22 protein-coding genes are annotated in these 21,194 nt (G+C 62.5%); 18 read left to right on the top strand and 4 right to left on the bottom strand.

Annotation, left to right across the window (positions count from 1 at the left end; genetic code table 11):
• The first annotated feature begins 51 nt into the window (after window positions 1-51).
• The 18 genes from fabD to nagZ all read left to right on the top strand — a co-directional run bounded on the left by fabD (window position 52) and on the right by nagZ (window position 16,743).
• Complete coding sequence (gene fabD / locus NCR40_RS09525; protein ID WP_250509306.1) at window positions 52-984, top strand: ACP S-malonyltransferase; 933 nt, start codon at window positions 52-54, stop codon at window positions 982-984.
• A gap of 13 nt (window positions 985-997) precedes the next feature.
• The gene (fabG, locus tag NCR40_RS09520) at window positions 998-1,738 is read left to right on the top strand and encodes a 3-oxoacyl-ACP reductase FabG (protein WP_244825814.1); all 741 of its coding nucleotides are present in this window, start codon (window positions 998-1,000) and stop codon (window positions 1,736-1,738) included.
• Between the two features lie 266 nt (window positions 1,739-2,004).
• A complete protein-coding gene (acpP, locus tag NCR40_RS09515; RefSeq protein WP_004197638.1) occupies window positions 2,005-2,244 on the top strand; it encodes an acyl carrier protein in 240 nt (79 codons plus the stop codon).
• 146 nt (window positions 2,245-2,390) lie between these two features.
• The gene (gene fabF, locus NCR40_RS09510; RefSeq protein WP_250509305.1) at window positions 2,391-3,629 is read left to right on the top strand and encodes a beta-ketoacyl-ACP synthase II; all 1,239 of its coding nucleotides are present in this window, start codon (window positions 2,391-2,393) and stop codon (window positions 3,627-3,629) included.
• Window positions 3,630-3,658: 29 nt separating this feature from the next.
• Window positions 3,659-4,123, top strand: coding sequence for a protein YgfX (locus tag NCR40_RS09505; protein ID WP_250509304.1), 465 nt, complete (start codon window positions 3,659-3,661; stop codon window positions 4,121-4,123).
• Window positions 4,124-4,219: 96 nt separating this feature from the next.
• Window positions 4,220-4,819, top strand: a complete 600-nt coding sequence (gene rpoE / locus NCR40_RS09500) for an RNA polymerase sigma factor RpoE (protein WP_244825810.1) — start codon at window positions 4,220-4,222, stop codon at window positions 4,817-4,819.
• 82 nt (window positions 4,820-4,901) lie between these two features.
• Window positions 4,902-5,525 (top strand): sigma-E factor negative regulatory protein, encoded by a 624-nt coding sequence (locus NCR40_RS09495; RefSeq protein WP_250509303.1) that lies wholly within the window; start codon window positions 4,902-4,904, stop codon window positions 5,523-5,525.
• Between the two features lie 4 nt (window positions 5,526-5,529).
• Window positions 5,530-6,573 (top strand): MucB/RseB C-terminal domain-containing protein, encoded by a 1,044-nt coding sequence (locus NCR40_RS09490; protein ID WP_250509302.1) that lies wholly within the window; start codon window positions 5,530-5,532, stop codon window positions 6,571-6,573.
• An 18-nt stretch (window positions 6,574-6,591) separates the two neighbouring features.
• A complete protein-coding gene (locus tag NCR40_RS09485) occupies window positions 6,592-8,157 on the top strand; it encodes a DegQ family serine endoprotease (protein ID WP_250509301.1) in 1,566 nt (521 codons plus the stop codon).
• 5 nt (window positions 8,158-8,162) lie between these two features.
• The gene (locus tag NCR40_RS09480) at window positions 8,163-8,417 is read left to right on the top strand and encodes a glutaredoxin family protein (protein ID WP_244825806.1); all 255 of its coding nucleotides are present in this window, start codon (window positions 8,163-8,165) and stop codon (window positions 8,415-8,417) included.
• Between the two features lie 116 nt (window positions 8,418-8,533).
• The gene (gene lepA, locus NCR40_RS09475) at window positions 8,534-10,324 is read left to right on the top strand and encodes a translation elongation factor 4 (RefSeq protein WP_244825804.1); all 1,791 of its coding nucleotides are present in this window, start codon (window positions 8,534-8,536) and stop codon (window positions 10,322-10,324) included.
• A gap of 63 nt (window positions 10,325-10,387) precedes the next feature.
• On the top strand, window positions 10,388-11,281 hold the full coding sequence (gene lepB, locus NCR40_RS09470) for a signal peptidase I (protein WP_244825803.1): 894 nt from the start codon (window positions 10,388-10,390) through the stop codon (window positions 11,279-11,281).
• Between the two features lie 141 nt (window positions 11,282-11,422).
• Entirely contained in the window at window positions 11,423-12,541 is a 1,119-nt protein-coding gene (rnc, locus tag NCR40_RS09465) for a ribonuclease III (protein WP_250509300.1), read from the top strand.
• A gap of 48 nt (window positions 12,542-12,589) precedes the next feature.
• Window positions 12,590-13,489 (top strand): GTPase Era, encoded by a 900-nt coding sequence (era, locus tag NCR40_RS09460; RefSeq protein WP_244825801.1) that lies wholly within the window; start codon window positions 12,590-12,592, stop codon window positions 13,487-13,489.
• 17 nt (window positions 13,490-13,506) lie between these two features.
• Window positions 13,507-14,463: a DNA repair protein RecO gene (gene recO / locus NCR40_RS09455; RefSeq protein ID WP_244825799.1), complete on the top strand. Its 957-nt coding sequence runs from the start codon at window positions 13,507-13,509 to the stop codon at window positions 14,461-14,463.
• A complete protein-coding gene (gene pdxJ, locus NCR40_RS09450; protein WP_250509299.1) occupies window positions 14,460-15,233 on the top strand; it encodes a pyridoxine 5'-phosphate synthase in 774 nt (257 codons plus the stop codon). The genes recO and pdxJ overlap by 4 nt, the downstream gene beginning before the upstream one ends.
• A 7-nt stretch (window positions 15,234-15,240) precedes the next feature.
• Entirely contained in the window at window positions 15,241-15,642 is a 402-nt protein-coding gene (gene acpS / locus NCR40_RS09445) for a holo-ACP synthase (RefSeq protein ID WP_250465258.1), read from the top strand.
• A 72-nt stretch (window positions 15,643-15,714) separates the two neighbouring features.
• Complete coding sequence (gene nagZ / locus NCR40_RS09440) at window positions 15,715-16,743, top strand: beta-N-acetylhexosaminidase (protein WP_244825792.1); 1,029 nt, start codon at window positions 15,715-15,717, stop codon at window positions 16,741-16,743.
• A 128-nt stretch (window positions 16,744-16,871) separates the two neighbouring features.
• Here nagZ and NCR40_RS09435 read toward each other — a convergent pair whose 3' ends face one another.
• From NCR40_RS09435 to earP, 4 genes are all read right to left on the bottom strand, one after another.
• Window positions 16,872-18,257 carry a sigma-54-dependent transcriptional regulator gene (locus tag NCR40_RS09435; protein WP_244825790.1) on the bottom strand — a complete coding sequence of 462 codons (1,386 nt, stop codon included), beginning with the start codon at window positions 18,255-18,257 and terminating at the stop codon, window positions 16,872-16,874.
• Between the two features lie 198 nt (window positions 18,258-18,455).
• Complete coding sequence (locus NCR40_RS09430; protein WP_250465256.1) at window positions 18,456-18,800, bottom strand: BON domain-containing protein; 345 nt, start codon at window positions 18,798-18,800, stop codon at window positions 18,456-18,458.
• A gap of 262 nt (window positions 18,801-19,062) precedes the next feature.
• Window positions 19,063-19,620, bottom strand: coding sequence for an elongation factor P (efp, locus tag NCR40_RS09425; protein WP_086966248.1), 558 nt, complete (start codon window positions 19,618-19,620; stop codon window positions 19,063-19,065).
• A gap of 313 nt (window positions 19,621-19,933) precedes the next feature.
• Window positions 19,934-21,115, bottom strand: coding sequence for an elongation factor P maturation arginine rhamnosyltransferase EarP (gene earP / locus NCR40_RS09420; RefSeq protein ID WP_250509298.1), 1,182 nt, complete (start codon window positions 21,113-21,115; stop codon window positions 19,934-19,936).
• Window positions 21,116-21,194: the final 79 nt, after the last annotated feature.

Genomic DNA, 21,194 nt, shown 5'->3' with positions numbered 1-21,194 from the left:
ATTTGCCGGCCGGCGCAGAGAGGCGGATCGTTCCAATCCAACGAGGACGATATGAAATTTGCGTTCGTTTTCCCCGGCCAGGGTTCGCAGTCGATCGGCATGCTCAGCGCATTCGCCGATCACGCCGTCGTGCGCGACACCGTGCAGCAGGCATCCGATGCGCTCGGCCAGGATCTCGGCAAGCTGATCGCCGAAGGTCCGGCCGAAGAGCTGAATCTCACGACCAACACACAGCCCGTCATGCTGACGGCGGCTTATGCCATTTACCGCGTGTGGGAAGCACAAACCGGTCTGAAGCCGGCGATCGTTGCAGGCCATAGCCTCGGCGAATACACCGCGCTCGTCGCGGCCGGCGCGCTGGCTTTCGCGGATGCCGTGCCGCTCGTGCGATTCCGCGCGCAAGCAATGCAGAGCGCGGTTCCGGTGGGCGTCGGCGGCATGGCCGCGATCCTGGGTCTCGACGACGACACCGTGCGCGCCGTCTGCGCCGAAGCGTCGTCGGCGGGCGTGGTCGAAGCCGTCAACTTCAACGCGCCGGCGCAAGTCGTGATCGCGGGCTCCAAGGCGGCCGTCGAAAAGGCATGCGAAGTCGCGAAGGCGAAGGGCGCGAAGCGCGCGCTGCCGCTGCCGGTTTCCGCGCCGTTTCATTCGTCGCTGCTCAAGCCCGCTTCGGACCAGTTGCGCGATTACCTCGCGAAGGTCGACATCGAGGCGCCGCGGATTCCGCTGATCAATAACATCGACGTGGCAAACGTCTCCGATCCCGCCGCTATCAAGGACGCGCTCGTGCGTCAGGCAGCAGGCCCGGTGCGCTGGGTCGATTGCGTGCAGGCGATTGCGCGCGAAGGCGTCACGCACGTGATTGAATGCGGTCCGGGCAAGGTGCTCGCGGGTCTCACGAAGCGGATCGACGGCAACCTCGTCGCCGGATCGATTTTCGATCCGGCATCGCTCGAAGAAACGCGCAAACTGATCGCTGCATAGTCGGAGTGGAACAATGAATCTGGACAATCAGGTAGCTATCGTCACGGGCGCGTCGCGCGGCATTGGCCGGGCAATCGCGCTGGAACTCGCGCGGCAGGGCGCGACGGTCATCGGCACGGCGACGAGCGAAAGCGGCGCGGCCGGCATCGGCGAAGCGTTGCAGCAAGCGGGCGGCAAGGGTCGCGGCGCGGTGCTCGACGTCAACGACGCAGCCGCCGCGGACTCGTTCATCGAGTCCACGGTCAAGGAGTTCGGTGGCCTGAACATTCTCGTGAACAACGCGGGCATCACCAAAGATCAGCTCGCCATGCGCATGAAAGATGACGAATTCGACGCCGTCATCGACACCAATCTGCGCGCCGTGTTTCGTCTATCACGCGCCGTCCTGCGCCCCATGATGAAGGCGCGTGGCGGGCGCATCATCAACATCACGTCGGTGGTCGGCTCGTCGGGCAATCCCGGCCAGGCCAACTATGCGGCGGCGAAGGCGGGCGTGGCGGGCATGACGCGGGCGCTCGCACGCGAGATCGGCAGCCGCGGCATTACGGTGAACTGCATCGCGCCGGGTTTCATCGATACCGACATGACCAAGGTTTTGCCCGAAGAGCAGCGCACCGCGCTCACCGCGCAGATACCACTTGGCCGACTGGGCAGCCCGGAAGATATCGCGCATGCTGTGTCGTTCCTGGCGTCGCCGTTCGCTGGATACATCACCGGCACGACCTTGCACGTGAACGGCGGCATGTACATGTAAAGCTGTAAAGGCGAGGAAAGGGCGCAATAGGCATTTCGCCGTTTTTCGCTTAATATCCGCGCCGAGACGGGCGCGCAAAATGCTCAAGGCATGGCGCGCACCGCCGGACTCGGTGGCAGAAAAAATCGCTGTGAAGCCCGGCAAGCCCTCTTGTAGGAGCGCGTCGGGCAGCGCAGCATGGAACTGACGCGCCGTATTTTGCGGGTCCAAACCTGATAAAATGCGCGCACTCGTATTTTTGAACTTTTTATCCCTCGGAGGGCTGCATGGACAACATCGAACAGCGCGTGAAGAAGATCGTCGCCGAACAACTCGGCGTGGCCGAAGCTGAAATCAAGAACGAAGCTTCGTTCGTCAACGATCTCGGCGCTGACTCGCTCGATACCGTCGAACTGGTGATGGCACTGGAAGACGAGTTCGGCATGGAAATTCCCGATGAAGAGGCAGAAAAGATCACCACGGTTCAGCAAGCAATCGACTACGCTCGCGCCAACGTCAAGGCCTAAGGCCGGACGCGCCAGCGACTCATCGCTCATCGAGCCAGATGTTTTGTCGCTGCTCAGACCGATTTAACAGCCACAGGGCACACAGGGCGGTTTCCTGTGGGCGCTGTGGCTTTTGTTTTTCGTCATTCTATGGATAAGGGGTTATCGTGAGCCGTCGTCGAGTTGTTGTTACAGGCCTTGGGCTCGTTTCGCCTGTCGGCAATACCGTTGCCGACGGCTGGGCGAATCTGGTCGCGGGCAAGTCGGGCATCGCCAACATCACCAAGTTCGATGCCACGAACTTCTCCACGCGTTTCGCGGGCGAAGTGAAGGGCTTCAACATCGAAGACTACATGCCCGCCAAAGAAGCGCGCCACATGGATACCTTCATCCATTACGGCTTTGCGGCCGGCGTGCAGGCCATGCAGGACAGCGGCCTCGAAATCACCGAGGAAAACGCGGAGCGCGTGGGCGTGGTGGTGGGTTCGGGCATCGGCGGCTTGCCGATGATCGAAGTCACCCAAACCGAGCTGCTCAACCGCGGTCCGCGCCGTATTTCGCCGTTCTTCGTGCCGGCGTCGATCATCAACATGATCTCCGGTCATCTGTCCATCCGCTTCGGTCTCAAGGGTCCGAATCTGGCCATCGTCACGGCTTGCACGACCGGTTTGCACTGCATCGGCGAAGCATCGCGTTTGATCGAATACGGCGACGCGGACGTGATGATCGCGGGCGGCGCGGAAGCCACGGTTTCTCCGCTCGGTATCGGCGGCTTTGCGGCGGCGCGCGCGCTCTCGCAGCGTAACGACGACCCCGCCACGGCCAGCCGCCCGTGGGACACCGACCGCGACGGCTTCGTGCTTGGCGAAGGCGCGGGCGTGATGGTGCTCGAAGAGTACGAACACGCGAAGGCGCGCGGCGCGAAGATCTATGCGGAAGTGCTCGGCTACGGCATGAGCGGCGACGCCTATCACATGACCGCACCGCCCGAAGACGGCGACGGCGGCCGCCGCGCCATGGTCAACGCGTTGAAGAACGCGAAGGTCAATGTCGACGAAGTGAACTACGTGAACGCGCACGGCACGTCCACGCCGCTCGGCGATATCGCGGAAACCACGGGCATCAAGCGCGCGCTCGGCGATCACGCGAAGAGCGTCGTCGTCAATTCCACCAAGTCGATGACCGGCCACTTGCTGGGCGGCGCGGGCGGGCTGGAGTCGGTCTTTACCGTGCTCGCGATCCATAACCAGGTTTCGCCGCCGACCATCAACATCTTCAACCAGGACCCGCAGTGCGACCTGGACTACTGCGCGAACACCGCGCGGGAAATGAAGATCGACGTCGCGGTGAAAAATTCGTTCGGCTTCGGCGGAACGAACGGTTCGCTCGTCTTCAAGCGTCACTAAGCACGCGCGCTCGTCGGGACGGGAACGGAATGACGAGCGCGTTTGTCGATCGGCCGCAACGGGATGCCGGCACGCCGCCGCGCATCGCGCTGCAGCCGTCGCGTTTTCTGCAGGCCGCGCTGCTCGGGTTCATCGTCGTCGCCGGTTTCGCGGTGTTCCAGTGCGTACACGGGCACGCCGGCGCGTTCGATGCCTTCGCCGCGTCTGCAACATGCGTCGCTACGCTCGGTTTGACTGCGCGGCGCTGGGCGCGTCGGCAACCGGCGGCCGTCGGTCTGCATGCAGATGGCTTGACCGTCTGGGACCGTGCCGGGAACGCGCGCTACTGGCGCATCATCGGCTGCGCGCAGTGGAGCGGGCGCTTACTCGCGCTCGACGTGTCGACGGAAGAAAAACGCCGCGAAGCACTGCTCATCGCCGCCGATTCCCTCGACGCCGATACTTTCCGCCAGCTTTCAGTCAGCGCCCGCCGCGCGGCCAGCTCTTTCCTGTAAAGACTGTAACGGTCGATGAGCATCCGGGATAACGCGAAGGCCGGGAGGCTACAATAGCCGTCCGCGCAACTCCCCAAAGTGAAACGGATTTCCCAGGTGAGCGAAAAAGAAATCGACCAATTGCTGGTCGAGCGTGTCCAAAAAGGTGACAAGGCCGCGTTCGAACTGCTGGTCGCCAAATACCACCGCAAGATCATTCGACTGATCTCGCGCCTCGTGCGCGACCCCGCCGAGGTCGAGGACGTCGCCCAGGACGCCTTTATCAAGGCTTATCGCGCGCTGCCGCAGTTTCGCGGCGAATCGGCCTTCTACACCTGGCTCTACCGGATTGCGGTCAACACGGCAAAGAATTACCTTGCCACTCAAGGACGCCGCGCTCCAACTTCTACCGAAGCCGATGCAGAAGAAGCGGAAACTTTCTCCGATGCAGACCAACTAAGGGATATCAACACGCCCGAGTCGATGTTGATGAGCAAGCAGATTGCCCAGACGGTCAATGCTGCGATGGCGCTGCTGCCCGAGGAATTACGCACCGCCATCACGCTCCGGGAAATCGAGGGTTTAAGTTACGAAGAAATCGCCGAAATGATGGCATGCCCTATCGGCACCGTCAGATCAAGAATTTTCCGTGCTCGCGAAGCCATTGCGGCAAAATTGCGTCCGTTGTTGGACACTCCTGAAGGCAAGCGCTGGTAGGCAGCGCGTCGCCCCTGGGCAGGGACGCAATATCTGGGTTAGGTGGTGTCACTACGGGGTGGTGTCAGAGATGGGGAGCATCATGGGGTCGGTTCCGGTGCAATCGAATAACAGTTCGCGCGGTGAGCGCCTTTCCGCGTTCGTGGACGGCGAGTCGCTCGACGAACTCGGAAATATCAGCCAGTTTCTTGCTGAACTCAATAACCGTGACCGCGCGTCATGGTCGGACTATCACCTGATCGGCGACGCGCTGCGTTCCGACGATCTGGCAGAAAGCCCGGCGAAGAGCAGCGCGTTCATGACAGCGTTTGCAGCGCGTTTCGAGGCCGAGGCGCATGTGCTGGCGCCGGCTGCGGTGGCACAGACACAGAAGGCGCGTGGCGGCATGTTGCGCCGTCGTGTCGTGCCGGCTTTCGCCGTTGCCGCGGCGGCTGCCACGCTCACGTGGATCGTCGTGCCGCAGTTGCAGGGCGTCGACAGCCGTCTGGGCGCGCCAGTGGCAAGCACGCAGGGCGACTCGGTTCAGCGCGTCGCCATGGCGTCCGTGCCGGCCGTCAGCGCGCGCGCGCCGGTGGTGGAGGCGAACATCATCCGCGACGCGAGCCTCGATCAATACCTCGAAGCGCATCAACAGTTCTCTCAGCAGCCGGCCATGCCCGGCTCCATGCCTTTGATTCGCGCGGCGGTGACGACGCAGGGCCAATAACCTGATGGCGAGTGTGCGGTTGAATAAAACTAGATATTGGGGGCGGCTGCCGGCGTTGATGCTTTGCGCAGCCGCGTTGTTCGCGGCGGCATCGAGCAGTTTCGCTCAGGGGGACAACCCCGCCGCCCAGCGCAAGACAGCCGCCACTCTGCTCAACCGCATTCACGAAGCGGCCCAGCAGCAGAATTACGAGGGTACTTTCGTTTATCAGCGCGGTGCGACGGTGCAGTCGTCGCGCATCACGCATGTCGCCACGCGCGGCGACGGCGAATACGAATCGCTCGAAAGTCTCGACGGCGCCCCGCGCCGCATGCTTCGTCACGACGACGACATGTACACGTTCGTCCCGGAGCGCCATCTGCTCGTGGTCGAACATCGGCAGAGCAAGGATTCTTTTCCCGCTTTGTTATCGACGAGCGGCGATCAGGTTCTGTCCGTCTACGAACCGAAGCTCTTGGGCACCGACCGCGTGGCGGGGCTCGAAAGCCAAGTGCTCGAACTCGATCCAAAAGATTCTTACCGGTTCGCGTACAAGCTTTGGGCAGATGCCAAGACTGGCTTGCTATTGCGCGCCCAGACGCTCGATCCGGACGGCCAGGTGCTGGAACAGCTTTCGTTCTCTCAGGTGCGTATAGGCGGGGCGATCGACAAGGCGTCGATTGCAAGCGGCATGCGCAGCACGGCGGGCTGGACCACGGTGCGGCCTCCCGTGCAGCCGGTGGATATCGAAGCGCAAGGCTGGCAACTCACGCCGAATATCGCGGGCTTTCGCAAGATTCGCGAGTTGCGCCGTCCGATGGCGTCGAGCCAGCCAGGCCAGCCGGCCATCCCGGTCGATCAGGCCGTGTTCTCCGACGGCCTCGCCGCCATCTCGGTTTTTATCGAACCGGTGGAGAAAAGCGCGCGCAAGGAAGGCGCCGGTAATAGCGGCGCGACTCATGTACTCGTCAAGCGCCGCGGCGATTTCTGGATTACCTTGCTAGGTGAGGTGCCGCAATCCACGTTGCAGCAATTTGCTTCTGCCATAGAATACAAGCCTTCCAAGTAATCCCTCGGCCTTAGACATATGAGCAACTACTCGCTGCGCAAGTTCTTCGCGGCCGCGGCGCTCGCCGTGTGCCTGCCGTTCCTCTCGCAGACAGCAGCGGCAGTGCCAACGGTGAATCTGCCCGACTTCACCACGCTGGTCGACAAGGTGGGGCCTTCGGTCGTCAATATCCGCACGACGTCGCGTGTCGGGTCGAGCAGCGACCTGCGCGGTTTGCCGCCTGGCCTCGATGAAGGCGACATGTCCGAATTCTTCCGGCGCTTTTTCGGTATTCCGATGCCCGGTCAGCCCGGCTCGCCGCGCGGAAACGGCGGTGGCGGCGGTGGCGGTGGCCAGGGTGGCGGCGGACAAGGCGGGGGCGGCAGCGGCGGCGATCAGGGCAAGGGCGGCAGCCGCACCCCCGACGACAGCCAGGACAACTCGGAACAAAGCAGCGGCGTAGGCTCGGGCTTCATCCTGTCCACGGACGGCTATGTGATGACCAATGCCCACGTCGTGGACGACGCGGACACCATCTACGTCACGCTCACCGACAAGCGCGAGTTCAAGGCGCGTCTCGTGGGCGTGGACGAGCGCACGGATGTGGCCGTCGTGAAGATCAGCGCGGCGAATCTGCCGGCGATCACCATCGGCGACTCGAACAAGGTGCGCGTAGGCGAATGGGTACTCGCCATCGGCTCGCCGTTCGGCCTCGACAACACGGTGACGGCGGGCATCGTCAGCGCGAAGGGTCGCGACACCGGCGACTATCTGCCGTTCATCCAGACCGATGTGGCGGTCAATCCGGGCAACTCGGGCGGTCCGCTCATCAACATGGCGGGCGAGGTGATCGGCATCAATTCGCAGATCTACAGCCGCACCGGCGGCTTCATGGGCATCTCGTTCGCCATTCCGATCGACGAAGCCATCCGCGTCGCGGACCAGTTGAAGACGACGGGCAAGGTCACGCGCGGACGTATCGCGGTGGCGATCGGCGAAGTGACGAAGGACGTCGCCGACTCGCTCGGTCTGCCGAAGGCGCAGGGTGCGCTCGTGTCGAGCGTGGAATCGGGCGGTCCCGCGGACAAGGCGGGCGTGCAGCCGGGCGACATCATTCTCAAGTTCAATGGCGTGAACGTGGAGACGGCCACCGATCTGCCGCGCATGGTGGGCGACACGAAGCCGGGCGCCAAGGCCACCATCACGGTCTGGCGCAAAGGCCAGTCGCGCGATCTGCCTATTACGATTGCCGAGATGCAGCCGGACAAGGTCGCGAAGACCGAGCAGAAGAAGCCGACGCAGCCGAAGGAACGCGCCAGCAATTCCCTGGGACTCGCGGTCAGCGACCTCACGGCTGATCAGAAGAAGTCGCTCAAGCTGACGAGCGGCGTGCAGGTCGATGCAGTGGAAGGTCCGGCCGCGCGCGCGGGCTTCCAGAAGGGCGACATCATCCTGCGCGTCGGCGATACCGACATCACGAGCTCCAAGCAGTTCGAGGCCGTGGCGCAGAATCTCGACGCCAGCAAGATGATCGCGGTGCTCGTGCGGCGCGGCGACAACACACAGTTCGTGCCGTTGCGCCCGCGCGTGCCGGCGCAAAAGTAATCGACATGAGCCAGTCACCGGGCGGGCCATTTATCCTGTATGGTCGCGCCTGGTGTCATCTCTGCGAGGACATGCGCGCCGAGCTCGAACCCATCGCAGAGCAGTTTGGCCGAGCAATTCTTTGGATCGATATCGACGAAGACCCGGCGCTCGAAGCGCGTTACGACGAGCGCGTGCCGGTGCTGATGCTGGCAGGCGTCGAACTATGCCAGTATCGGCTCGACGCAAACGCGGTCAGGGCGGCGCTCGATCAGGGCTAAAGGCGAAAAGCGCCGGCCCATCCCTATTTCGGCTAAAATGCTGAAGTTTTCCCCAAATTTTCAAGGCGTGCTCCGCGTTATTCGAGGGCGCGCCTTTTTCGCTTGATCGGCACTGAATGAATCATATTCGTAACTTTTCGATCATTGCGCACATCGATCACGGTAAGTCCACGCTCGCTGACCGCATCATCCAGTTGTGCGGCGGTCTGTCTGACCGGGAGATGGAAGCGCAGGTGCTCGATTCAATGGACCTGGAACGCGAGCGTGGCATTACCATCAAGGCGCAGACGGCCGCGCTGACCTACAAGGCGCGCGACGGTAAGGTCTACAACCTTAATCTGATCGATACCCCCGGACACGTCGACTTCTCCTATGAAGTCAGCCGCTCGCTTTCCGCATGCGAAGGCGCGCTCCTCGTCGTCGATGCCAGCCAGGGCGTCGAGGCGCAGACAGTCGCGAACTGCTACACCGCCATCGAGCTCGGCGTCGAAGTCGTGCCGGTGCTGAACAAGATCGACTTGCCGGCCGCCAACCCCGAGAACGCAATCACCGAGATCGAAGACGTGATCGGTATCGACGCGACGGACGCCGTGCATTGCAGCGCGAAGACCGGTCTGGGCGTGGAAGACGTGCTCGAATCGCTCATTCTCAAAGTGCCGCCGCCGAAGGGCGACACGGAAGCACCGTTGCAGGCGCTCATCATCGACTCGTGGTTCGACAATTACGTCGGCGTGGTCATGCTGGTGCGTATCGTCAACGGCACGCTGCGTCCGCGAGACAAGATCAAGATGATGGCGACCGGCGCGCAGTATCCGGTCGAGCATCTCGGCGTGTTCGCGCCGAAGTCGACCAACCTCTCGCAGTTGTCGGCGGGGCAGGTGGGCTTCGTCATCGCGGGCATCAAGGAACTGACGGCGGCAAAAGTGGGCGATACCGTCACGCTTACCAACCGTCCCGCCGCCGAGCCGCTGCCGGGCTTCAAGGAAGTGAAGCCGCAGGTGTTCGCGGGTCTCTATCCGGTCGAAGCGAACCAGTACGACGCGTTGCGCGAATCGCTCGAAAAGCTGAAGCTGAACGACGCGTCGCTGCAGTACGAGCCGGAAGTCTCGCAAGCGCTGGGCTTCGGTTTTCGTTGCGGCTTTCTCGGCCTTCTGCACATGGAAATCGTGCAGGAGCGGCTCGAGCGCGAATTCGACATGGACCTCATCACCACCGCGCCCACGGTGATCTATCAGGTCCTGCAACGCGACGGCACCACCATCTCGGTCGAGAATCCGGCGAAGATGCCTGAGCCGCCGAAGATCGAGGAAGTGCGCGAGCCTATCGTCACCGTGAACCTCTATATGCCGCAGGAATATGTCGGCTCGGTCATCACGCTCTGTACGAACAAGCGCGGCCAGCAAACCAACATGCAGTATCACGGCCGGCAGGTGCAGCTCACCTATGAAATTCCCATGGCCGAAATCGTGCTCGACTTTTTCGACCGGCTGAAGTCCACTTCGCGCGGCTATGCGTCGATGGATTACGAGTTCAAGGAATATCGCGCGGCGGATGTCGTGAAGGTCGACATGCTCATCAACGGCGACAAGGTCGATGCGCTCTCGGTCATCGTGCATCGTTCGCAAAGCCAGCATCGCGGGCGCGAAGTGGCGTCGAAGATGCGCGAGCTCATCCCGCGCCAGATGTATGACGTGGCAATTCAAGCGACCATCGGCTCGAACATCATCGCGCGCGAGAACATCAAGGCCTTGCGCAAGAACGTGCTCGCCAAGTGTTACGGCGGCGACATTTCACGTAAGAAGAAGCTGCTTGAAAAGCAGAAGGCGGGCAAGAAGCGCATGAAGCAGGTCGGCTCGGTCGAAATCCCGCAGGAGGCTTTCCTCGCAATCCTGCGTGTGGACGACTAAGTCCCGCCTGGTGCGCCTGAACGCCAATAACAAGAACTGAAGATAACCACCGGAAGCGATTGAATGAATTTCGCACTGATTCTCCTGATTCTCGTCGTGTTGACGGGCATTGCATGGGTGCTGGACAAGCTGGTGTTCCAGCCGCAGCGCCGCCGTTCGGCGGATGCCGCGGTCGCCGAGTTCGACCGTCAACAGGAACGCGTGGGCGAGCGTTTCGCCGATGAAAATGCCGCGCAGACGCGCGCCCGTCTGCATGACGACAAGCTGCGTCAGCCGTGGTGGCTCGAATACACGGCGAGCTTTTTCCCCGTGATCCTCGCGGTGTTCGTGGTGCGCTCGTTCGTCGTCGAGCCGTTCAAGATTCCGTCGGGCTCCATGGTGCCAACCTTGCTCGTCGGCGACTTCATCCTCGTGAACAAGTACGAATACGGCCTGCGTCTGCCGATCAGCAATACCAAGCTGACCAGCGGCAAGCCGCTGTCGCGCGGCGATGTGGTCGTGTTCCGCTATCCGAAGGACGAGTCGGTCGACTACATCAAGCGCGTGATCGGCCTGCCGGGCGACACCATCGCGTACGAAGACAAGAAGCTCACGATCAACGGCAAACCGGTGCCCGAAACGCCGCTGCCCGATTACTTCGACGAAGAGCGGGTTGGTTACGCGAAGCAGTTCGTCGAAGACCTCGACGGCCGCAAGAACGCCATCCTGAACAATCCGCAAGTGCCGCCGTTCGTCATGGGCGCAGACGACTACCCGTTTCGCGACAACTGCAACTACAACGCGCAAGGCGTGACGTGCAAGGTGCCGCCGGGCCATTACTTCATGATGGGCGACAACCGCGACAACAGTGCCGACAGCCGCTACTGGGGCTTCGTGCCGGACGCGAATATCGTCGGTCGCGCGTTTTTCATCTGGATGAACTTCAGCAATCTGAAGCGTATCGGTTCGTTCGATTGATCGGGCGCGAGTTCGCGCGTAACGCGCCCCGACAATGCTTCGAAACGGCGTGAAGAAGCGCGGCTAACACCGTCTCGCCACGTGTTTTCCTGGCCCGCCGGGCGGAATCGACCGTCCGCGCGGGCGCGTTATACTCTGTCCATGCCCTCTTCTCCGTTGGAAAGCCGGTTGCGGTACGAATTTCGCAATGCGGAATTGCTGCGCCAGGCGATGACACACCGTAGTCACAGCGCCACGCACAATGAACGGCTCGAATTTCTCGGCGATTCCGTTCTAAATTGCGTGGTGGCCGCGCTTTTGTTCCAGCGATTCGGCAAGCTCGACGAAGGCGATCTTTCGCGCGTGCGAGCGAATCTCGTCAAACAGCAGTCGTTGTATGAAATTGCGCAGGCGCTGAACGTGTCCGAATGTCTTCGTCTCGGCGAAGGCGAATTGCGCAGCGGCGGTTTTCGCCGGCCGTCGATTCTCGCGGATACGCTCGAAGCCATCTTCGGGGCGATCTTCCTCGACGGCGGTTTCGACGCCGCGTACACCGTCATCAAGCGGCTTTATACGGCGGTGCTGGATCACATCGATCCGCGCACCATCGGCAAGGACGCAAAAACGCTGCTGCAGGAATATCTTCAGGGCCGCAAGATCGCGCTGCCGACTTACACCGTCGTCGCCACGCACGGCGCGGCCCACAATCAGCAATTCGAAGTGGAATGCTCGGTGCCGAAACTGGACGTGAAAGTGTCCGGTTCGGGCGCGAGCCGTCGTGCGGCGGAGCAGGCCGCGGCGAAGAAAGCGCTCGACGACGTCATGGCCGCCGCTCCGACGCTCGCCGTCAAGCCCAAACGCAAGGGCGCGCGGGCCGCGAAGCTGGCGGAAGCCGAAGTCGTTCCGGGCGTGACAGGCGTGCAGGCTGCGCTCGATCTGCGCTCGCCGGACCGGCGCGAGCGGGATCGCGACCGAGTACATCACGGCTCGCATGCACACGCTGAAGACAAGCCGTCCACCGCGCCACTCGCCGTGATCCGCGCAACGCATGTCGAGCCATCGGCGGCGTCGTTCGCGGCGTCGGACAAGCCGGAGCGCGTGGTGATCCATCGGCCGGAACGTTCGAGCAAGAGCGAAGCGCCGCCGGTTGTCGAGGGCAGTCACGCGGTCACGAGCGAGGCAGATTCGCCCGCGGACAAAAGCAGCAACGAAAGCCGTAGCAGCGCGAGCCCGGAAGCGCCCGCGCCCCGCGTCGTGCGCGCCGCCGACGCCGGTCACTAAAGCGCATCACCAGGCGCCACGCGCATCTGCGCATAACGAACACATCTTATGAACGCTCCCACATCTTCCGGTTTCCGCTGCGGCATGGTCGCGATCGTCGGCCGCCCCAACGTCGGCAAATCCACGCTGATGAACGCGCTCGTCGGCCAGAAGGTGAGCATCACCTCGCGCAAGGCGCAGACGACGCGGCACCGAATCACCGGCATTCACACGCTCGACGACGCGCAGTATATTTTCGTCGATACCCCCGGCTTCCAGACGCGCCATAGCGGCGCGCTCAACCGCTCGCTGAATCGCGCGGTGACGTCCACGCTTTCCTCGGTCGATGCCATTCTCTTCGTGATCGAGGCAGGCCGCTTCGGCCCGGACGACCAGCGCGTGCTCGACCTTATCCCGACCGGCACGCCCACCATTCTGATTGCGAACAAGCTCGACCGCGTGGGCGACAAGGCGTCGTTGTTCCCGTTCATGCAGCAGATGTCCGCGTTGCGCGACTTCCGCGAGATCGTGCCGTTGTCGGCGAAGAATACCGACGACATCACGCGACTCATGGCGGTCATCAAGCCGTATCTGCCTGAAGGCGAGCCTATCTACGGCGAAGACGATCTGACGGATCGCAGCGAGCGCTTTCTTGCGGCCGAAATCCTGCGCGAGAAAGTGTTCCGCTGGACCGGCGACGAGTTGCCCTACACGAGCACGGTGCTGATCGACAAGTTCGAGACGGAAGGGCGCCTGCGCCGTATCTTCGCGACCATTCTCGTCGATCGCGACGGCCACAAGGCAATGATCATCGGCCAGAAGGGCGCGAAGCTCAAAACGATCAGCACCGAGGCGCGGCTCGACATGGAAAAGCTCTTCGACGGACCCGTGTATCTGGAAACCTTCGTCAAGGTCAAGAGCGGCTGGGCCGACAACGAAGCGGGCCTGCGCGCTTACGGCTACGAATGACCTTTTGCGAATGATCCATGGACGACGGCACGAACGACGCCCGGATATCCGCGCCCGCCGATGATCCCGCCAGGGACGAGTTCGAGGCGAGCGAGCGTCCCGCGCGCGCGAGCCAATCCGAAGCAAGCAGCCGTCCGGCACGCGAGGATGATTTCGACGCAACCGAACGCCCGACGCGCGCCGCGCCCAAACGCAAACGCGCGCCCGCTTCTTCTTCGTCTAACTCCTCGCAAGACAAGCCGTCGCCGCGTCCGCGTTCCGACTTTCGCGTCAGTGAGCAGCCGGGCTTCGTGCTGCATAGCTATCCGTATCGCGAAACCAGTCTCATCATCGATGTCTTCTCGCGCGATCATGGCCGTATCGCGCTGGTCGCGAAGGGCGCAAAGCGTCCGCATTCCGCGCTGCGCGGTGTGCTGCAAACCTTCCAGCCGCTTGGTCTTTCATGGACGGGCAAGGGCGAAGTCCGCACGCTGACCACGGCGGAATGGGTCGGCGGCATGCTGCCCCTGACCGGCGACGCGCTTCTCTGCGGCTTCTACGTCAACGAGTTGCTGGTCAAATTTTGCGCGCGTGAAGACGCGCATCCGGCGCTTTTCAATCATTACGTGCTCACGCTTTCGCGCCTCGCGCACGACGAACCCGCCGTGCAGGTACTGCGTTCCTTCGAGCGCGTCTTGCTCAAGGAAACCGGCTACGCCATGGCGCTCACGCGCACCGTGACGCGTCAGAGCGTCGTGCCCGAAGGCCGCTATATGTTCGATCCCGAGCGTGGCGTACGCGAAGCCTCCGACGACTTGCCCGCGCAATGGCCGGTCATCTTCGGTCAGACACTCATCGACATGGAGCGCGACGATTACACCAGCGCGCAAACCGCCGCGCAAAGCAAGACGCTGATGCGCTTTTTGCTCAACGTCTATCTGGGCGGCACGCCGCTCGCCACTCGTCAGATCCTGTTAGACCTGCAAAATCTATGAGCTTCTTTCTCACATCGCCTGCCAGTGTGATCGACCTCGGCGTGAACATCGATCACGTGGCCACGCTGCGCCAGGCGCGCGGCACGACCTATCCCGATCCTATCCGCGCCGCGCTCGCCGCCGAAGAAGCGGGCGCGGACGGCATTACGCTGCATCTGCGCGAAGATCGCCGTCATATCGTCGATGCCGACGTGCGCACGCTACGACCGCTGCTCGGAACGCGCATGAATCTCGAATGCGCCGTGACGCGCGAGATGCTCGACATCGCGTGCGAGATCAAGCCGCAAGACGTCTGCCTCGTGCCCGAAAAGCGCTCGGAACTGACGACCGAAGGCGGTCTCGATGTCGCCGGCCAGTTCGAAGCGGTGAAGACCGCGTGCAGGCAGTTGGCCGATGCGGGCATCCGCGTATCGCTATTCATCGATCCTGACGAGACACAGATTCGCGCGGCCAAGGAAGCGCTCGCGCCAGTCATCGAACTCCATACGGGCAGCTATGCCGAAGCGCACGATGAAGCCGCACAGCGCCGCGAATTCGAGCGCGTCGCGACGAGCGTCGATTTCGGCAACTCGCTCGGGCTCAAGGTGAACGCGGGCCACGGTCTGCATTACACCAACGTCCAGCCAATCGCCGCGCTCGATGGCATCGTCGAATTGAACATTGGCCACGCGATCGTCGCGCACGCGATCTTCGCGGGCTGGGACAACGCGGTGCGCGAGATGAAAGCGATCATGGTCGCATCGCGCCTCGCCGCGCAGACGAAGCGCTGAGCACATCATGGCGATCTACGGAATCGGCACGGACATCGTGCAGGTGAGCCGCGTGGCGGCGGTGATGGAGCGCACCAAGGGGCGCTTTGCCGAAAAAGTGCTCGGGCCGGACGAGTTGCGCATCTATCATGCGCGGCGCGCGCGGTCCGAAGTGCGCGGCCTCGCGTTTCTCGCGACGCGCTTTTCCGCCAAGGAAGCGTTCTCGAAGGCGATCGGCCTCGGCATGCGCTGGCCGATGACCTGGCGCGCGCTTCAGACGCTCAACGAGGCGAGCGGCAAGCCGGTCGTCAAGGCATCGGGCGAACTGGCCACATGGCTTGCCGAGCGCAATATCACGGCGCAGGTGACGGTCAGCGACGAGCGCGATTACGCGGTGTCGTTCGTCATCGCCGAAACGCCGGATGCGTGATAGCGCGGCGACATGCGCGCTTCAGGGCAGGGCATCACTCCAACAACGACGGTAACGATCCAATTGAATTCGATGAAACGCACTCCCGGCCCAGTCATGCTCGATGTCGAGGGCACGACGCTCAACGACGCGGATATCGAGCGCATCTCGAATCCGATGACGGGCGGCATCATTCTCTTCGCGCGGCACTTCAAGGATCGCGCGCAACTCGTCGCATTGACCGATGCGATTCGCGCGGTACGCGAAGACATTCTTATCGCAGTCGATCACGAAGGCGGACGCGTGCAGCGCTTTCGCACCGATGGCTTCACGGTGCTGCCCGCGCCTGGAAAGCTCGGCGCGCTGTGGGACAAGGACGTGCTCGCGGCCACCAAGGTGGCGACGGCGTTCGGTTACGTGCTCGCTTCGGAATTGCGCGCGTGCGGCATCGACATGAGTTTTACGCCGGTGCTCGACCTGAACTACGGTCAGTCGCAGGTCATTGGCGACCGTGCGTTGCATGGCGATCCGCGTGTGGTGACGCTGCTTGCCAAGAGCCTGAATCATGGGCTTGCGCTTGCCGGCATGGCCAATTGCGGCAAGCACTTTCCGGGACACGGGTTCGCCTCGGCGGATTCTCACGTCGCGTTGCCCACGGACGATCGCTCGCTCGAAGAGATCCTTGCCGCCGATATCCGTCCTTACGACTGGCTCGGCTTGTCGCTGGCGTCTGTCATTCCGGCGCACGTGATCTACACGCAAGTCGACGACAAACCCGCGGGCTTCTCGCGTATCTGGCTGCAGGACATTTTGCGCGGCAAGCTGGGCTTCAATGGCGCGATCTTCAGCGACGATCTTTCGATGGAAGCCGCGCGCGCCGGCGGCACGCTCACCGAAGCGGCGAGCGCCGCGCTCACCGCGGGCTGCGACATGGTGCTCATCTGCAATCAGCCAAAAGAGGCGGGCAAGGTGCTGAACCAGTTGCGCTATACGCCTACGAAGGCATCCGAGCAGCGTCTCAAGCAGATGCGTCCGCGTGGCAAGGCGCCGCGCTGGAGCAAGTTGCAGGGGCAGGCGGAATATCGGGCGGCACGGGAGCTCGTGAAGAGCGCGTTGGGTTGAGGCGATCAGCGAAAGCAAGATCAACGTCCGCCACGGCGGAGCGCCAAGCAAAAGGCCACGGCAGACAAACCGTGGCCTTTTGGTTGTGTGATTGGAGCGCGCCGAGCGTTGCCCGGCGGCGCCCACCATTAGGACGATTCCAGCTTCATCCTTTGCAACTTGTTGTAAAGCGTCTTCGGGCTGATGCCAAGCAGCGTCGCTGCCCGATGCCGCGTGCCACCAACCGCTTCGAGCGTCGCGCGAATCAGCATGTCTTCGACATCGGCGAGCGCGGTGCCAACCGTGACCTGCACGCTGCTGCCGTTCAGACCGCGACCGCTGCCGCCTTGTTCGTCGGCGCGCAAGGTTTCGATCGTTTCGCCCGACGCGTGATATGCCCGGCGCACGCGTTCGCGCAACTCGCGCACGTTGCCCGGCCATTCGTTCGCGATACATTCCCGCAGGAACGCAGGGCTGATGCGTTTAGGCGACCCGCTCGTGATGCCCGCGATATGGTTCTCGCGATTCAGCTCGTCGACGAATTGCTCGGCGACCAGCGCGATGTCGTCGTCGCGTTCGCGCAGCGGCGGCAGATTGATCGACGAACCCGCAAGACGCTGGAACAGATCTTCGCGCAACGCGCCGTTTGCAACGGCATCGCGGATCGGCGTGCGCGACGCCGCGATCAAGCGGAAGTCCGTCATGATGCGGTTGCTGCCGCCCACGCGCATGAAGGTCTGCGAGTCGAGCGCGCGTAACAGGGCTTCTTGTTGGGCGGCGGGAAGCGAATCGATCTGATCGAGGAACAGCGTGCCGCCACCCGATTGCTCGAGCAGCCCCGGCTCGCGATTTTCCGCGCCCGCGAACGCGTTGCGCTCATGGCCGAACAGCACGCTTTCCATCGAACGATGCGCGCCATCGCGCGCCGCCGAGCAATCGAACGTGACGAACGGCCCCTTGCGACGGCGGCTCAGTTCGTGAATCGTGCGCGCCGCGATCTTCTTGCCCGTGCCTGCTTCGCCGCAAATCAGCACGGCGGCTTCGGTTGGCGCGGTATGTTCGATGAGATCGTAGACATGCTGCATGGCCGCGCTGCGCCCGAGCATCTCGCCGAAGTGGCCGAGTTCGCGCAGTGTCGAACGCAGGGCCTGCACTTCCTCGGTCAGCTCGTATGGACGCGGAATGCGCGCGAGAAGGCTGCGCAAGCGTGGAATGTTGACCGGCTTGAGCAGATAGTCCCAGATGCCGTGGCGCAGGCCTTCGATCGCGCTTTCGACGGTTGCGTTGCCGGTCATCACGATCACGGGCAGCGCGCCGTCGGGCGCATGAGAAGGCAGGCTTGGCAGCAGGTCGAGACCGCTTCCGTCCGGCAGATTCAAGTCGATGAGCACGACATCGGGAATGGAACGCGACAAGGCAGCGCGCGCTTCTGCAAGCGTCGTCGCGGTGTCGACGGTGAAGTCGTCGGCCGTCAGGATCGCGGACAGGCCGGACAAGCTATTGGGATCGTCTTCGACAATCAGTGCGTGTGGCATGGCGGACACAACGTATTAAATGGACTGTGATTCGCCGTCGCCGCAAGCATGGCCTTCGAAGCGATGCGAGGGCTCCGGCACGTCATGGGCGGGATATGCGCGCCCTTTTCCGGCGTGCTGCGTACAGGTCCCGCTGCGTTTGTTCGTCCTGCGCTTTCTTCTTGGTTCTCGTTATTGCGACTGTTGCGGCTATTGCGGCTATTGCGACTGTTGCGTCTTGACGCGCAGATCGTTATTGACGGATTGCACGCCCGACACGCTGCGGGTGATCGAGATTGCCTTCTGGATCTGATCCTCCGAATTGACATACCCGGACAACAGCACGACGCCGCGATACGTCGCCACGCTTACCACGAGCGATCTGAACCCCGGCTCCGCGATCAATGCGGCCTTCACGCGAGCCGTCACCGAAGCGTCGGATGCATAGTCGCCTGCCGCTTCGCGCGACGGTGTCGACTGGCAACCCGCCGTGAGTGCGAAAACGGGCAGCGCGAGCATCGCGGCGAGCAGCAGATGACTGCCGATGATGGGCTTTTTACGCATGTCGTTATTGTTAAGTCCGTATTAAGCGGACAGAGCAGAAAGCGTGCCACCACGTAAGTTTTGGACTACATCCTTACGAATCAAGCGCCGATGAGCCTCTGCGGCCGGTCGCTAATCGCTTAATTAGGTCGAGACCGGTAAAGTTTGCCTGAATTTGTCAAAAACTTCACGCAAAAGAAAAAGCGCCCGCGAAGGGGCGCTTTCTTGTGCGGTGTAAAACGACGCTTAAAACGTCATTGCCGCGAGCAGTTCCGGGCGTGGCTTACGCGCGGCTGCGATATTCGTTGGTGCGGGTGTCGATTTCGATCTTGTCGCCGATGTTGCAGAAGAGCGGCACTTGCAGTTCGAATCCGGTGTTGAGCTTGGCGGTCTTGAGCACCTTGCCCGACGACGTGTCGCCCTTGACGGCCGGTTCCGTGTAGATGATTTCACGAACCAGCGTGGTCGGCAGTTCAACCGAGATGGCCTTCTCGTTGTAGAACACGACTTCGCAAGTCATGCCGTCTTCGAGGTAGTTGAGCGCGTCGCCCATCATTTCGGCTTCGACTTCGAACTGGTTGTAGTCGGCGTCCATGAAAACGTACATGGGATCAGCGAAGTACGAGTACGTCACTTCCTTGCGATCCAGCACGACGACGTCGAACTTGTCGTCCGCCTTGTAGACGGTTTCCATGCCTGCGGCCGTCAGCAGGTTCTTGAACTTCATCTTGACGACCGCGGAGTTACGGCCCGATTTGTTGTACTCGGCGCGTTGAACGACCATGGCATCGCTGCCGATCATGACGACGTTGCCGACGCGGAGTTCTTGTGCGGTCTTCATAAAAACTAGTCCTGTACGAATGTTTGGCTTGAATTGCTGCGGAATGAATAAATCGGCAGCGGTGTCTTTGTGTTGCGTCGCGTGTTCGACCGTAAGGTCCGAACGCGGTCCACCGCGCGAGAATTCTGTGCTACGAGGTTCCGGCTTTTTTCTGATCGGCGTTCAGGGCTTCGGTTTCCGAACCCAAGCGTAAGGCGTAGGGTGCGAAATCTTTTGGCTGAACAATGTCGTCCCTCGGATAACCGCTTATTTTAACTGAGTTTTTGCCGATTTGGCCACTGGATTGGAGGCAGCGCGACGCCTTCGGTAGACGTTATTTCGCCATCCGCTCAGTGGCGTGCGCGACGAGATTGCTGGCGAGATCGCCGACTTGAGCGAGTTCGGCCGCCCATTGCCGCCCGCGTGCCTCGAATTCGCGCCGATGCGCCCAGAAGTCCGCCCAGTCCACCGTGCCAACGCCGTTCCAGGCATGCCAAAAGCGATGCGCCGCGCCGCGCGCGTCGGCGCAAAGCTGCTGCGTGTAATGGTCGAGCGCCGCGTCGAGTTTGGGCAGATGGGCGTCGTCGGATTGCGGATAGATGTGCCATACGAAAGGCTTTTGGGCCCATTGCGCGCGCACGAACGAGTCTTCGCCGCGCACGAAGTTGATGTCGGCGGCCCATAAAAGCTCGTCGAAGCGCGGTTGTTCGACGAAGCCGAGCGCGTGTGCTTCCAGCGCGCCCGCCCGCGCCGATGCGCCCGCCGCAAAGCCCGTCAGTCCAAAAAAACGCGCAAGCGCGCCGGAGATGCGGCCCTCGGGCACGAGCAAGGTGACGGGCGCGTTGCCGTCGCGCCATTGAGCGAGGAGGGTATCGACGGCGGGATTTTCGTAGGCGAAGAGCGAGACGACCGTCCGATCGGGCGCGAGCTTTTCGATGCCCACGCGCTCGCGCCACCAGGCGGACGCGTCGAAACGCTGGCGCGCTTGGTCCAGATCGCGTTCCTTGATGACGCCGCCGGTTCCCGCGCCGAGTCCGGGAAAGAAGAAGCTCTTGTCGAGCGGATAGCGCGGATGAGGCGACGGCCGCATATGAAAGTCCGCGACCCAGTCTTCGCCGCTCAGGTATTCGAGGTTGATCCACACGGGTTTGCGCGCGCGACGCGCCATCGCGGCGATATACGCGTGCGGGATTTCGCAGGCGAACGCTTCGATCACGACATCGGCGATCTGAAGCGTATCGCCCGCGTGCGCCGGATCGCGCCAGTGTTCGACGACGACGCCCGCCGCCTCCTGCCGCGCGAGCGCGACATCGATTTCCGGGCACAGTGCGTGGAAAACCTTGAGATCATCGACCAGCAGCCGCACACGCCAGCCGTGCTCGCGGCGCAACTGGCGCGCGAGCCGCCAGCACACGCCGACGTCGCCGAAATTGTCGACGACCGCGCAGAAGATGTCGCAAGCGAGCTGGCCGTGGGGCTCGTGGCCGGCTGGCTGCCGATGATGTGTCGTTGACATGGGCGTCGAAGGCGGCCGGCGGGACGGCGGCGTAATGTTCTAAACTGGCGATTCTAAGATACCGGTCGCGCCCGGACGT

This window comes from Caballeronia sp. GACF4, assembly GCF_023631025.1.
Lineage (GTDB): Bacteria > Pseudomonadota > Gammaproteobacteria > Burkholderiales > Burkholderiaceae > Caballeronia.
Note: the sequence above shows the minus strand (reverse complement) of the source record. Positions and strands in the feature narration are given on the sequence as shown.